The organism is Parafrankia sp. EAN1pec (assembly GCF_000018005.1).
Taxonomy (GTDB): domain Bacteria; phylum Actinomycetota; class Actinomycetes; order Frankiales; family Frankiaceae; genus Parafrankia; species Parafrankia soli.
The window spans coordinates 3,727,655-3,741,165 of sequence record NC_009921.1 but is presented as its reverse complement, the minus strand read 5'-3'; the positions used below and the strand labels follow the sequence as shown (position 1 = coordinate 3,741,165).

The 13,511-nt window shown below is 65.7% G+C and carries 9 protein-coding genes and 1 pseudogene; 9 read left to right on the top strand and 1 reads right to left on the bottom strand.

Annotated elements, in window-relative coordinates; translation table 11 throughout:
* Window positions 1–447 precede the first annotated feature (447 nt).
* The 9 genes from FRANEAN1_RS15410 to FRANEAN1_RS15370 all read left to right on the top strand — a co-directional run bounded on the left by FRANEAN1_RS15410 (window position 448) and on the right by FRANEAN1_RS15370 (window position 11,111).
* The gene (locus FRANEAN1_RS15410) at window positions 448–1,827 is read left to right on the top strand and encodes an alpha/beta hydrolase domain-containing protein (RefSeq protein WP_020460724.1); all 1,380 of its coding nucleotides are present in this window, start codon (window positions 448–450) and stop codon (window positions 1,825–1,827) included.
* Window positions 1,828–1,918: 91 nt separating this feature from the next.
* A complete protein-coding gene (locus FRANEAN1_RS15405) occupies window positions 1,919–2,656 on the top strand; it encodes an SDR family oxidoreductase (protein ID WP_020460723.1) in 738 nt (245 codons plus the stop codon).
* 756 nt (window positions 2,657–3,412) lie between these two features.
* Complete coding sequence (locus FRANEAN1_RS43455) at window positions 3,413–3,856, top strand: hypothetical protein (protein ID WP_049795678.1); 444 nt, start codon at window positions 3,413–3,415, stop codon at window positions 3,854–3,856.
* A 490-nt stretch (window positions 3,857–4,346) separates the two neighbouring features.
* Complete coding sequence (locus tag FRANEAN1_RS15395; RefSeq protein WP_020460720.1) at window positions 4,347–4,955, top strand: TetR/AcrR family transcriptional regulator; 609 nt, start codon at window positions 4,347–4,349, stop codon at window positions 4,953–4,955.
* Between the two features lie 261 nt (window positions 4,956–5,216).
* A complete protein-coding gene (locus FRANEAN1_RS15390) occupies window positions 5,217–6,425 on the top strand; it encodes an ABC transporter substrate-binding protein (protein WP_020460719.1) in 1,209 nt (402 codons plus the stop codon).
* A 243-nt stretch (window positions 6,426–6,668) separates the two neighbouring features.
* On the top strand, window positions 6,669–7,265 hold the full coding sequence (locus FRANEAN1_RS15385) for a winged helix-turn-helix domain-containing protein (RefSeq protein WP_347176705.1): 597 nt from the start codon (window positions 6,669–6,671) through the stop codon (window positions 7,263–7,265).
* A complete protein-coding gene (locus FRANEAN1_RS15380) occupies window positions 7,190–7,810 on the top strand; it encodes a transposase (RefSeq protein WP_020460718.1) in 621 nt (206 codons plus the stop codon). The genes FRANEAN1_RS15385 and FRANEAN1_RS15380 overlap by 76 nt, the downstream gene beginning before the upstream one ends.
* Window positions 7,811–8,209: 399 nt before the next feature.
* On the top strand, window positions 8,210–9,658 hold the full coding sequence (locus FRANEAN1_RS15375; protein ID WP_020460717.1) for a sulfatase-like hydrolase/transferase: 1,449 nt from the start codon (window positions 8,210–8,212) through the stop codon (window positions 9,656–9,658).
* 796 nt (window positions 9,659–10,454) lie between these two features.
* A complete protein-coding gene (locus tag FRANEAN1_RS15370) occupies window positions 10,455–11,111 on the top strand; it encodes a TetR/AcrR family transcriptional regulator (RefSeq protein ID WP_157472656.1) in 657 nt (218 codons plus the stop codon).
* 892 nt (window positions 11,112–12,003) lie between these two features.
* Here FRANEAN1_RS15370 and FRANEAN1_RS15365 read toward each other — a convergent pair.
* Window positions 12,004–13,382 (bottom strand): annotated as a pseudogene (locus tag FRANEAN1_RS15365) (IS66 family transposase).
* Between the last annotated feature and the right edge of the window lie 129 nt (window positions 13,383–13,511).

The window sequence follows — 13,511 nt, the reverse complement described above, 5'->3', positions numbered from 1 at the left end:
CCCAGCCGGCGAACTCGTCGAGACAGTCTAACGCCAGGCGCCACTTCTCCCGGTGCCGCACCTGCTCGGGGACCTCCGCCCGTGTCCGGCGGGCGTGGACCGCGCCGACCTCGACCGGGTCGGGGCAGGTCGTATCGCCCTAGGGCCCAACCGTCGAGGTTCGGTGCGTCGCAGCCGTGTAGCGCTCGCCGGTGAGCGCACTGCCGTGCGCCAGGGCAGGCAGCACCGCCAGCGCGGCCAGGAATCTCGGACGGGGCGGGCGTGGTGGAGTCGCCGCCTACACCGTCCAGTCGATCCCTACCCACGAAAACTCAGTTGTGTTAGTTTTCGCCTCGCGGTCGCCACGTTGACGGCAGGCCCTGGACGAGTTCCGCAAGCACGGCCGGGGTACCCGTGGTCAATGCACAAGATCGACTAGCGTTCTGCACTTGGATCGGAGGGGGTGTCATGGGCGTTGTCAGTCCCACGACGTTGCGACGGTTACCGGACGGCAGCGGACCGATGTTCGCGCCCTACGGCAGCGACCAACCGTCGCTGGTCGACTACGACTATGCCCAGGAGGAGTGGGTCGCCACCGGCGAGGAGGACGGCCGGCCCTACGCCACGACGGTGTGCGTGCGCCGTCCCAAGGATGCGGCCCGCTTCAGCGGAACCGTGGTCGTCGAGCCGCTGCACGTTCATGGGATCGCGCCGATCTGGATCTACAGCGGCGCGTACATCCTGCGGTCGGGACACGCCTGGGTCGAGGTCACCTGCCAGAAGACCACGCTCGACATGCACGTGAAGCCATCCAACCCCCAGCGCTATGCCTCCCTCGGCATCGAGGGCCCGGACTCCGCGGACTTCGACCTCACCCTGCGTCTGGACGACCCCGAGGCCAACCTGGTCTTCTGGTCTGAGCTCGAGCGCCGAAACCGGGCCTCCAGCGTGATCCTCGCCCAAGTCGGCGCCGCCCTGCGCGCGAACGCGACGGCGGGGACCGGGCCGTTCGAGGGCCACGACGTCGGCTCCGTCATCCTCGCGGGGCACTCGCAGACCGGCAGCGTGGCCACCTACTACATCCGCGACGCCCACCACACCCTGCGCCTCGCCGACGGCTCCCCGGTCTTCGACGGGTTCTTCCCTTCCGGCTGCCCCCTCGGCCCCTTCCACGACGTCGACGTCCCGATCGTCCAGGTCATGAGCGACGGCGACGTCTCGCGCCCAGACTTCTCCTTCCTTACCGGCTATGAGAACCGCCGGTACCGACGGGACGACAGCGACGCACCCGGCGACCGCTACCGGCTGTACGAACTCGCCGGCGTCCCCCACATGGGCACCCGATACCCGCCCTACAACGACCCGTCACTGTGGAGGACGACCCACGCCACCGAGAGCTACGACGCCCTCGGCGCTCACATGAACAGCCTCCCCCACAACGAGCTGTTCAACATGGGCCTGCACCACCTCGTCGGATGGGTGGCCCACGGCACCGTGCCGCCCCGGGCCGAGCGCCTCGAGCTCGACCCGAACGGCTTCATCGCCACCGACGAGCACGGCAACAGCCGAGGAGGCGTGCGCTGTGTCCAGATGGACGTCCCGCACTCCACCTACCGACCCAGTCCCCTCCAGGCGGACGGCACCCCGCGCATTCACGTCACCGTCGGCAACGACGAACCGTTCGACACAGCCAAGCTTCAAGCGCTCTACGGAGACACCGCCACCTACCTCAAGCGCTTCAACACCCGGCTGGACGAGCTCCTCGCCGAGGGCTGGCTCCTGCCCGAGGACACCAACGAGATGCGCCGCGAGGCCGAACACATCAACTTCACCGAGCCCCTCGCATGACGACGGCGGCCGCAACACCTGGGACAGCAGCAGGCCGGCCGGACCCGCCTGGCGCACAAGGGTAAGGAAATCGACGTCGTGGGAGGTTACTGTGGGGCGACTTGAGGACAAGGTCACTATCGTCACAGGCGCTGGGTCCGGTATCGGCAAGGCGGCGGCGCTGCTGTTCGCCCAGGAGGGCGCCAAGGTCGTCTGCGCCGACATGAACGGTTCGGAGAAGGACACTGCCGCCGAGATCGGCCCGAACGCGGTGGCGGTGCAGGTGGACGTCGCTGTGGGCGCGCAGGTCGAGAACATGGTCGACACCGCGGTGCGCGAGTTCGGCAAGCTCGACGTGCTCTACAACAACGCCGGTATCTCCGGCTCGTTTGGCCCGATCCACGAGCTCGACGAGGAGACGCTCGACCGGCTTCTCGCGGTGAACATCAAGGGCGTCTTCTTCGGTATCAAGTACGCCGTTCCGGTGATGCTGGCCAACGGCGGCGGCTCGATAATCAACACCGCCTCGAACGCCGGGATGGTTGGATGGAAGCACAAGGCCGGGTACTCCGCAGCCAAGGGCGGCGTCGTCCTGTTGACGAAGTCTGCGGCCCTCGACTACGCGAAGTCCGGTATCCGGGTGAACGCAGTCTGCCCCGGCATGACGTGGACGGGCCTGGCCGCCGCGCAGGCGCCCGCGCCGCCGGAGGACCTCAAGGTGCCGAACCCGATGGCCCGCTTCGCCAAGCCCAGCGAGCTCGCCGCCGCCGCCCTGTTCCTCGCCAGCGACGAGTCGTCCTTCGTCACCGGCGTGGCGATGCCGGTCGACGGTGGCTACGTCGCGCGCTGACGCAGACTCCACAAGAAGGGACGGCGCAAGTGGCCGTCGGACCGGTAGCGCGTCGGGGCTGGGCCCGGCCATCTGCCAGCACCTCGTACGTGCTGGTCACCGGATCGCAATGGCCGATCTGAACAACGGTCCGCTGCGAGGGCCGGAAGCACTGGGAAGAAGAACATGTCCGAGGAGCTGACCTGGGCGCCTACCTGGCGCCCGCGCGAGCTGGTCGCGGCGAGACATGTGTCGCCGTTTCGATACGGCCGAGCATGTGCTCGGCCGTATCGAAACGCTGGACCCCACGTCGCGGCCGCTGGCGAACGTGGTTCCCAAGCGAGTGCTGGCGCATGCGAAGGTGGCCGAAGCGACCACGCTGCCCTCGAGCATCTCGCGCCGGTGCATGGCGTGCCGGTGGCGGTGAAGCGCCACATCGTCGAAGGGCTCAAGCGTGCCGGGTTCCCGTTCTTGCATAGCTTCCCCCGGCGCGACGACCTGACCGTTAAACGGCAGCGGTCCGCGGGTGCGGTCATCGTGGGTCACGACACCATGCTGTCGACGAGCGACCGGGGTGAGTCCCTGTGGGACGAGCTGGCGCGTAACCCATGGGACCCGGTCCGGGCGGCCGGCATGTCGGGCTTGGAGGCACGGTGGCGGTCGGGATTCCGCCAGTCACCAGCGGGTCTTACGGTGCCGGGTCTACCCGCGTGCCTCCGCGCACACGGGCCTAGTCGGGATGCACCCGACGGCCGGGCTGGTGCCCTGGATGGACAATTGCCCTGGACAGTCGGGCCCGGATCCACGATCGCCCAGGACGCGCGCGACGCGGTGACGGTGCTCTCGGTGATCGCCGGGCCTGACGGCCGTGACCACCTCGGCATCGGCTTCGAGCTGACCGACCCACGCGGCGAGATTGACCTGGGCGCCGACGGGCTGCGGCCGGCCTGGACCGACGACTTCGGCTTCGCCAGGCCGTACTGTGTCGAGGAGAACAGCCCGCGCGTGATCGCCAACATCCGCGCCGCTGCGTTCTCCCTGTCCGGAATCGGCGCGGAGGTCGAGGAGACCGGCGAGCGCCGGGAGGACTACCTCAGCGCGCTCGCTACGCACCGCTCGGTGTTCAGCGACATGCCGACCCTCGGCCCGGAGGCCGCCGAAAAGCCCCCCCCCCGGACGCGTGGGATGCCGTCTCGGATCTGCGCCAGCGCGCCTGAATGAAGTTCCGGCAGCTAATCGGCGAATACGACCTGCTCCTACGCCCCATCATCTCCGGGGTCGCGCCGAGCCTCGACCCCTGAAAGAAAAGGACATCTGACTCATATCCATACCCGATGGTGTTCTCGGAATCGATGGGTTTGGTATCTACACTGAGCTTTTCAACCGGCTCGGCTTCCCACTGCCTCGGTCGGCTGCGGCTTCGTGGACGGCCTCCTCATCGGATTTCAGATCGTCGGCCCGCCCGGCAGCGACCCTAAGAATCTTCGTCTCGCCCACACCGTCCACCGAGCCATCTCACACGACGAACGACCTCAGATCAACTGAAGGGACACTGCTGGGCTAGGGCACGTGGAGCGTCCGGGTCGCCTACAGGCAGTTGTCCGGCGGCCACCTGAGCGCGGCGGTGGGCGAGAGAGGAGATTGGGACGACCAAGGGCCCGGCCGGCCGAGGAGGACATGGCCGATAGGGGCCGAGGGTAGGGTCGAGAGGGTGACCAGCCAGGGCAAGCCGCGCGGCCCGTATCGCAAGGGTGTCGAACGGCGGGAGCAGATCCTCCAGGTCGCTGCCGAGGTGTTCATCCAGAAGGGAGTCCGCGGTTCCTCCCTGCAGGAGATCGCAGACCGGGTAGGCGTAACCCATACCGCATTGCTACACTACTTTAAGTCACGAGACGAGCTTCTCCTAGCCGTGGTGCGACAGCGCGATCTTTTCGGTCAAAAGATCGCCAGGGAAGCGGACCCACGCAACGCACTGACAGAGGCGATACGCAACAATATGGACCAACCTGGATTGATGCGTCTCTTTGTTGAATCCTCCGCCGCCGCCACGGACCCGTCACATCCGGCGCACGAGTTCTACGCACGACGCTACGAAGAGCTATCGTCCTACATCGTGTCTCGCCTGGCTGGACCAGTGGAGGCCGGACGGATCCGCGGCGACGTGCCACTCGAGGACGTTGCGCGCCTTCTGCTCGCTGTGATCGACGGTCTCCGGATGCAGTGGCTACTCAACCCGGCGGTCGACATGGCCAAACTCGCGGAGAGTTTTATCCGCCTGTACATCACGTCATCCACCCCGGACACCTTCCCACCCCGTTGACGGTTCGCAAACTTCCGAATTCGGACAAGCGACCCATCGGGCTCGGTGTTACTGACCCCGACCGGTGCAGTGCCTTGCTGGGATAGATGCATAGTTCGGGGCTTGTGTTGACCCGACCCCGTAGGACGCTAGTATGCATCCAACATTAGTTAGTTGATCTATACGAACCGCGCGTCCGGTTGCGGGGTGGCCCCGCTGAAGCAAGTCGGGCTGTGACCGATCAGATGCCGCGCCTCGTTCGTGACTTCGTAGGGGAACTGCATGCATTTACGTCGACGGACAAGACTGGTGGCCGCGACAGCCGCGATTCTTGCGGCTACCACGGCCAGTTGTTCGACATCCGACTCCAAAAGCGAGGCAGCTGCCGCCTGTGAGAGCCCTGGCGTCACCTCTGACCAGGTGAAGTTCGGCCTGGTCTTCTCCGACTCGGGAGCCGGAAACCAGGCACTGTCCTCGGCTCGTGCCGGGGTCGACGCTAGGATCGGCCTGGCGAACCAGGAAGGTGGAGTCAATGGCCGTCGCCTCGTCTACGAATGGCGCGACGACGCGGCCTCCCCATCGCAGAACGCCAAGGTGGTCGACGAGCTCGTCAACCAGGAATCGGTGTTCGGAGTCGTCGCTGTCACCACGTCGGCCAGCGGTTCGGTCGAGAGCCTGGGATCGGCGGGCATCCCGGTCGTGGGGCTGGCCGACGCCACCTGGAAGATCCACCCGAACATGTTCTCGTACTCCTATGAGACGTCACCGCAGATCATCGGCCGATATCTCCAGCTCAACGGCGGAACGAAGGTTGCTTTTGTCACCACCGGCTCGTCGGCCTCCGCTGTTCGCTACACAGAACGGTATGCGTCGGCCATGCGGGCGATGGGGCTGACCGTGGTCGGAACGGCATCCTACTCAAGCGGCGACAGCCCGGTTCGGGTGGCCCAACAGCTGGCCGACTCCGGAGCCAACGTCCTGGTGGGCCTCACCACCCCGAACGACATCGCCAGCATCATGCATGCGGCTCGCACCATAAACGCCAGTTTCGCCGCCACCGTCTCGCTCGCCGGGTACGACCGCGGTGTGCTGAGCACGCTGGGGACGGACCTGGCTGGCGTCTCGTTCCCGGTGTACTTCCGCCCCTTCGAGGCCGGCGGACCGGCCATCGACCACTATCGAAACGCGATCACACAGTTCGCTCCGGAACTGGTCATGCCCGAGCAGCAGTTCGCGATGTACGGCTACATCTACGCGGACCTGTTCATCCGGGGGCTCCAGAAGGCCGGCGCCTGCCCCACCCGGGAGAGCTTCATCCGCGGACTGCGCACGGTGACCGGCTACGACGCCGGTGGTCTGATCGAACCGGTCGACCTCGCCACCAACATCAACAAGCCGCTTGACTGCAGCGCATTCGTCCAGGTCGACCCAACGGGCCGCACCTTCCAGGTCACCCAGGAACGCCTCTGCGCCGACGGTACGGGAAGCTAAACGAGACCCTGAGACGCCGAAAACGTGTACCTGAGGGCAGCATGTGCCTCCGGACCTCGGCCATATGGCCGAGGTCCGGAGGCACATGCGTCCGAAGCTCTGCGTGACCAGGCGGGACCGGCGCTAACGACCTCGTGCATGGTTGGGTGTAGCACGTCGATACCGCAACTGCCGATCATGTTCGTCTGGTGCGGAGTGTCGCGTGTGCGGTAGTCGTCGACAACCAGCGAATACTGATGGTTAATGCACGGGGTTAATGCTGCTGGTGATGGCTTGTGGTGTGTGGGTACATCTATCGGCATGAGGTATGCGACGGGTGGCGGGTTGACGCCCGCCGGGCAGGTGGAACGGGAGCGGGTTCGGTTGGCCGCGGCGGACAGGTTCGCTGCGGGAGCGACACGGACGGAGGTGGCGCGGGAATTCAAGGTGACCCCGAAAACAGCGGGCTGCTGGTATCGGGCATGGGAATCGGGGGGTGCGGCGGCGTTGCGGTCGACCGGTCCGGTGTCCTCGTGCCGGTTGGATGATCGGGATCTGGCCCGGTTGGAGGCGATCTTGCGTCGGGGGCCGGGGGTGTATGGCTGGACCGATCAGCGGTGGACCCTGGCCCGGGTCGCGCAGGTGATCAGGCGGGAGTTCGGGATCACCTACACCGTGCCGGGGGTGTGGATGCTGCTGGACCGCAACGGCTGGTCGTGCCAGCTGCCGGTGCGGCGCGCGGTCGAACGTGATGACACTGTGGTCGAGGAGTGGAAGGACCGGGGATGGCCGGCGGTAAAACCACCGCGGCGGCCCGGGGTGCCTGGGTCTGTTTCCTCGACGAGACAGGGCAGGGCCTGAGGCCGCCACGTGGACGGACGTGGGCGCGCCGCGGGGTGACCCCGGTGGTGCGGGTGCCGGGGCGGGGTGGGGCCGGGCGGGTGAGTGTGGTCGGGATGGTCTGCTACAAACCCGGGCAGCGGGCCCGGCTGGTCTACCGGGTCCGGGTCAGTCACGGCCGTTCGGGTGAGCGCAAGGGGCTGTGCTGGGCGGACTGTCGGGATCTTCTGCTGGCCGCGCACGTGCAGCTTCCCGGGGGTCGGCTGGTGGTGGTGTGGGACCGGTTGAACATCCACCTCCAGGCGCAGATGGCCGCGTTTCTGGCCGCGCACACCGGCTGGATCAGTGTTGTGTGGCTGCCGGCCTATGCGCCCGATCTGAATCCCACGGAGGGTGCCTGGTCGTATCTGAAACGCACAACCCTGGTGCATCTGGCTGCCCGTGGTATCGACGAGGTATTTCAGGCGTTCAAGCATGGACTGAAATGTATGCAGTACCGGCCCGAGCTTCTCGTCGGGTTCCTTGCCGAAACCGGACTGGCCTGGGAAAATCTCCGATCAAAATAACCTCGCACATTAATCATCAGTAGCGGGCACCGGGCACTATCGACGAGCTCGGTCCCGATTATCATCAGTAGCACCTCACATCGACGAAGCACAGGTGGCCCGGACGGTGCCGGCCAGCAGTAGGGGAGCGAGCCTCTGCACCCACTGGTAGATCGTGACGTAAGCGACGACGATGCTTCGTTCATCGAAGATCTCCTCGACCTCTCAGTAGGTATAGAACAGACCGCAAGTGCCAGCGCGACACGACGGTCATGCCATCCTCTTTAAGATCATCGGGAGCCGGATCCGCCCGTCTGGCGATGTGGGGCTTCCCCTACGCGAGTAACACGTGTAACTATACTCGGCACGCTCTTTACCTACCAGCTTCGACCCTGTACACGCATGAGGAGTGTATTCACGGTGGATATCCGTCCGAATTTTGTGATCTTCATTCCCGACCAGCTCCGTGCGGACGCGCTCGGCGCGTTCGGTAACCCGCACATCCGCACTCCGAATCTCGACGCTCTGGCGGCCCGGGGTACCCGGTTCACCAACGCCTACGTGCAGCATCCGGTGTGCGTGCCCAGCCGCGCGTCGTTCCTCACCGGCTGGTACCCCCATACCTCAGGTCATCGCAGCCAGAACCATCTGCTGCGGCCGCACGAGCCAAACCTGCTGCGCATCCTGAAGGACGCCGGCTACCACGTCACCTGGGCCGGGCGCCGCGGTGATACGTTCGCCCCGGGGGTAACCGAGACCAGCGTGCACGAGTACGGCTACACCGAGCCGCCCCCGGCCAGCGCCTACCGGCCCGAGTTGGCAACCTGGCCCGGCGGGGACCTGTGGGCACGCCTGTTCTACTTCGGCCGGACAGCAGGCAACCTCGACCAGGACGAAGCCACGATCCGTACTGCCGAGCAGAGGTTAGCCGCAATCCCGGACGCGCCGTGGACGCTGTTCGTTCCTATCATCGCTCCACACTGCCCATTTCGCGCGCCCGAGCCATGGTTCTCGATGTACGACCGCGACACGATGCCCGACCCGATTCCGCCAGGCGAAATCGAACCCCGGTACGTTCCGGCGCTCCGCAACCTTCACAGACTGGAACGGGTAGCCCCGGAAATATGGCGCGAAGTCATCGCCACTTATTACGCCATGGTATCTCGCATGGACGACCATCTCGGGCGGGTCTTGTCTGCTGTTGAGCGGACCGGGCAGGCCGGAAACACAGTCACGATGTTCTTCGCTGACCACGGCGAGTACCTCGGAGACTTCGGGCTGATCGAGAAGTGGCCCTCGGCAATGCACCCCTGCATCACCCGCGACCCTCTCGTCATCGCCGGTGGAGGGCTCCCTGAGGGCCAGGTCTACGACGGCATGGTGGAACTCGTCGACGTCCTGCCTACTGTGCTCGAACTGGCCGGCGTACCCGCACCACACCGGCACTTCGGGCGCAGCCTGCTAACCGTCTTGCATGACCCCGGCTCCGAGCACCGCGAGTACGCATTCACCGAGGGGGGCTTCACCGTCGAGGAGGAGTCGCAGCTGGAGGACTCGCCCTTCCCCTACGACCTGAAGACCGCATTGCAACACCATCAACCCGACCTAGTCGGCAAGGCCACCGCGATACGTGACCGGGAGTGGACCTATGTGTGGCGGCTGTACGATCCCCCGGAGCTCTACCACCGGGTTACCGATCCCGACGAACGACACAATATCGCCGGACGCTCAGAACATTCCGAAGTGGAGCGCCGCTTAAGCCAGGCACTGCTGCGCTGGCTGATGACCACCACCGACATCATTCCCACCGATTCTGACCCACGCATGCCCGACGTCGACCTGCCCACCCCACAACCCGTCAGCCCGTAGCAAGAACACGTCATGCCTCATCCGGGGAGTATCCGGCCTCAGGTCGGGTAGCCCGAAGGGATCTCACTCCCGGACTCCCACAGAGTTGGGTAGGCCCCGGCGAGGTGCCCGCGTAGGACGGATCATTTTCCGACGGCCCCACCGAACGATACGTGCGCCTTTCAGCGCACATAACGCTCCAGTGGTTGTGCCGTGGGACTGCGTGGTGAGCCGACTGGCGTGGGTTGCTTCACGGCAGGGACGACAGACGACAAGGGTCTTGCGCCGCTGCACGCCATAAGGCGAGCCCAGGCTAATTTCACGTGTCGTCCTAGTTGTCAAGGTTCGCGAGGTGCCGGACGCGGTGGACTTCCACGCTGTCCGTTACTCCGCACATCTCGCAGCCGCCCGCGAGGATCCGGTGGATCAGTTCGTTCCCGCGGACGGTGCCCAGAGTCAGCGCCCGATCGGTGAGGGCCGCGGTGGGCTGCCGCGGCCGCGGTCTTGGGGCGGGAGGAGCTCGGGCCGTTCCACCGCGTGCCGACGGCGGGGAAGAATCACATCCGCAGCGAGCGGTCTTTTCGCTCGGGTCGCCATTCCGGTTCGGTACTGCTGAGAGCCGGAGGGCCAGGGACTGATCCGCCCGCGGCAGAGGATCCTAGTCCAGCACAAGGTGCACACCAAGTGTGGCGGGAATCACACAACTGCCGGCGTGCCACCAAGAGATGGGTACGCATAGCCTATGCGTACGTACCCAACTTTGTGTCGCGATGAAGGTCGAAGTGAACGGCAACGCGTGTTGTGTCAGACTCGAGGCATGCGGCGGGCCGGAGACCTCGACAAAGAGCCGAAACGAATGAGTGTTCGTCGACGCCGGGTCAACGACTCCCGACGCGAGGAGCTCCTCGCCCAGCTCGAGGACATCCTACTGGCCGAAGGCTTCACCGGTCTGACGATGGACGACCTAGCCGAACACGCAAACTGCTCCAAGACCACTCTCTACGCCTTGGCCGACACCAAGGAGCAGCTCGTCATCATGGTGGCCAAACGTTTCTTCGGCCGGGCGACCGAAGAGATTGAGGCAGCGGTCGATTCGGAGAGTGACGCGCGGCTCCGCATTGCCACCTACCTTAACGGAGTGGGTGTGGCCATGCGCCGCCAGTCCCCGGCTTTCTATGCCGATATGGTCGGTTTTCGCTCCACTGCGGAAATCTACCGGAGGAACTCCGACACCGCTGCGCGTCGCGTGCGGGACATGATCGAGGAAGGTGTACGGCAAGGTGTTTTCCGTCCGACTGACGGCACTCTTGCCGCCCAGCTGTTAACGCTGGCGATCGACGGAGTCCAATCGGGCATGCTGCTGCGAACCACGGGCCTGAGCGCCGGTGACGCTATTACGGAAATTGGTGATCTCCTATTGAATGGGCTAAATTCTAGAGGACCCATACCGGTAGGGAAATCGGACTCCAAATAGACCCTCCGGCCTGAGAATATTTTTGGATTGCTGGATATCTGATTCTGTTTAGCAGTCAGGGGGTCTGACTGGTGGGCAGGTAACTTCCTACCGACCGTAGGAATTTCCGGCGGATCCGACGGACCGCCGTATCTGGTGCAGGTCGCAAGATCCTGGCGAACCCTCGAGGGATATATCGGCAACCTTGACCGGAGTGATGAATGATGCCGGCCTCGAGGCGGCTATGGCGAAGCGCCATGGTGAAAGTGCCTGCGACGAAGGCGCTTTCTGTTCCGCGGACGCGGCCAGCTGGCGATCGATCTGGGCGGGGAACATGTCGAGGTCTCCGGCAAGGTGGAGCCCAGCCTTGCCTGGTCACGTAGGCGACACCCGCGGTCCGGAGTGAGAGCGCTGAAATCACATCCAACAAGGTGTCCGCGGGCAGGTAGGTGGCTCGGTCACGACGGGTCAGGCCTGGACAGGCCGTGGACTCCCTGTAAGCCAGCCAGTCTCATCAGCCGAGCGAGATGTGAATGGCTGGTCTGTACGCTGGCGACGGCCAGCCCTCCAGCTCCATCTGACGACGTGAACTAGGCCGATAGCCGTCCAACCATTTGCTGCCTCGACGGCAGTGGGCCAGCGAGGTTGATCAGGTTAGCGTCGCAGCGAGCGACTTCTCCATACTACCGAGTTAAATCACCGACTCACTGCAACCAGAGGAGCACCGCGAACATTTACTCACCAACAGCCCGCGGCCTTATTCCGCTTAGCTGAACCAATTATTAAGTGGACGTTGACCTTAGCTGGTAGTCGGTAACCCGTCCCGCCGATCGGGTGGGTGCAGTAGCGGTCTCACGCTCTCGGGTCGAGGCGATGTAACTGGTCAGGTACTTTTTTGATCTTTGGTTTGGGGTCAGGCTGTTGCGGGCGTCCAGGGGCGGCCTTCGGCCAGCTGGACGAGGGCGTGGAACAGAACCGAGGTCGTGTTTGGTGACGGTGGACAGGTAGCTTCGGATCGCGCGGAACTGGCGGGCGCCGGTCAGGGTGCGTAGGCACCCGGATACTTTCTGCCGTAGTTTGATCATGCGGATGTCGCGCTCGCAGCCGTTGCTGTCCGCCGGTATCCGCAGGTCCCGGGTGAAGCGTAGGTAGTCGGCTTCGCGGTCGACGAGGCGGCAGGCCAGCGCGTGGCGGGCCGCCATGAGTTTCGTGTCCCGGTCGGCGGTCTGGCTGATCCCGATATGGGCGGCGTGGCGCAGCAGCCGGGTCTGAGCGGCCAGCTCGGCCAGATCTGGGCCGGCCGCGCCTGCGGCGGCTGCTTCGGTGGTCTGCGTGTGGAGGGCGACGAGCGCGTCGGTGGCCTGGGCGGCCCAGCACCACTGCCCGGCCTGGGCGCCTTCGACGACGGCCTGTAGTTCGCGTAGCACGTGAGCGACACACAGCTGGTGGGTCGCGTCGGTGTAGCTGTCATAGGGCGCCCGGGCGTTATGGACGACGACCCCACCGAAGCCGGGAAGCACTCCCAGCGTGTCGATCCCGGCCCTCCCGCGGTTCGGATGGCAGTCGATCAGGGTGTACTTGTCGGTGCGGGCGCAGTGGACCCAGTGCAGCTTCCCGGCGACCCGCAGCCCGGTCTCGTCGGCCCCGAGGACCTCGCTGCCCGCGAGCAGACCGCGGACAGTGGTGAGGAAACCGTCCAGGCCGGCGGCAGCCCGGCGCGTCATCACCGCGACCGTGCCGGCGGACAGCGGGATCCCGACGAGCTCGGCCAGCGCGGTCGCGGTCCGGTCCTTGGACAGGAACTGGCCCGCGTACAGGTAGACCGCCGCCGCGGTGACCCGCGGCCCGTACTGGACCGGGGCATCCACCCCCGCCGGCGCGGCAGCCCGCGTCCGCCTCCCGCAGCCGCACTCCCGCTCGACCAACTCGTGTTCGACCACATGCGGACGCATCTCGGGCAGGTCGAACACCTGCCGCCGCTCGGTCCGCACCACCGGCCGGCCCACCAGCGACGTCCCGCCCCCCCACACCGCCCCGGCTCGTGCCGGCGGCGCGCATCAGGCTTCTCTCGACCATCCGCAACGTCGACCCGGGATGCCCGCCCTGCCCACCAGGGCGCCGGCCGGTCTTCTTCCGTAACGACTTCGGGGGCGGTTTCGCCAACCCATCCGAGCTCGGTGGCTTCGCCGAGTTCCGCGAGTTCTTCCCGACCTGTGCTTCCAACTCCGCGATCCGCACCAGAGCCTGCTCCAACGCCGCGCTGGTCTCGACCAGCTGCGCCTGCAGACTCACCACCAGCGCCGCGAGCTCGTCATACGACGGCGCCGGCCGCCGCGCAGACGGATCATCGGACACACCCCGAACCTTACGACCTGGTCAACCACAGCCCGCCAACAGCCCGGCTCGCCGTGTCACCGACAA

Coding starts and splice junctions, on each gene's coding strand:
- FRANEAN1_RS15390 (WP_020460719.1), top strand. CDS start 5,217: ATGCATTTACGTCGACGGACAAGACTGGTGGCCGCGACAGCCGCGATT.
- FRANEAN1_RS15380 (WP_020460718.1), top strand. CDS start 7,190: ATGGCCGGCGGTAAAACCACCGCGGCGGCCCGGGGTGCCTGGGTCTGT.
- FRANEAN1_RS15410 (WP_020460724.1), top strand. CDS start 448: ATGGGCGTTGTCAGTCCCACGACGTTGCGACGGTTACCGGACGGCAGC.
- FRANEAN1_RS15385 (WP_347176705.1), top strand. CDS start 6,669: ATGCACGGGGTTAATGCTGCTGGTGATGGCTTGTGGTGTGTGGGTACA.
- FRANEAN1_RS15370 (WP_157472656.1), top strand. CDS start 10,455: ATGCGGCGGGCCGGAGACCTCGACAAAGAGCCGAAACGAATGAGTGTT.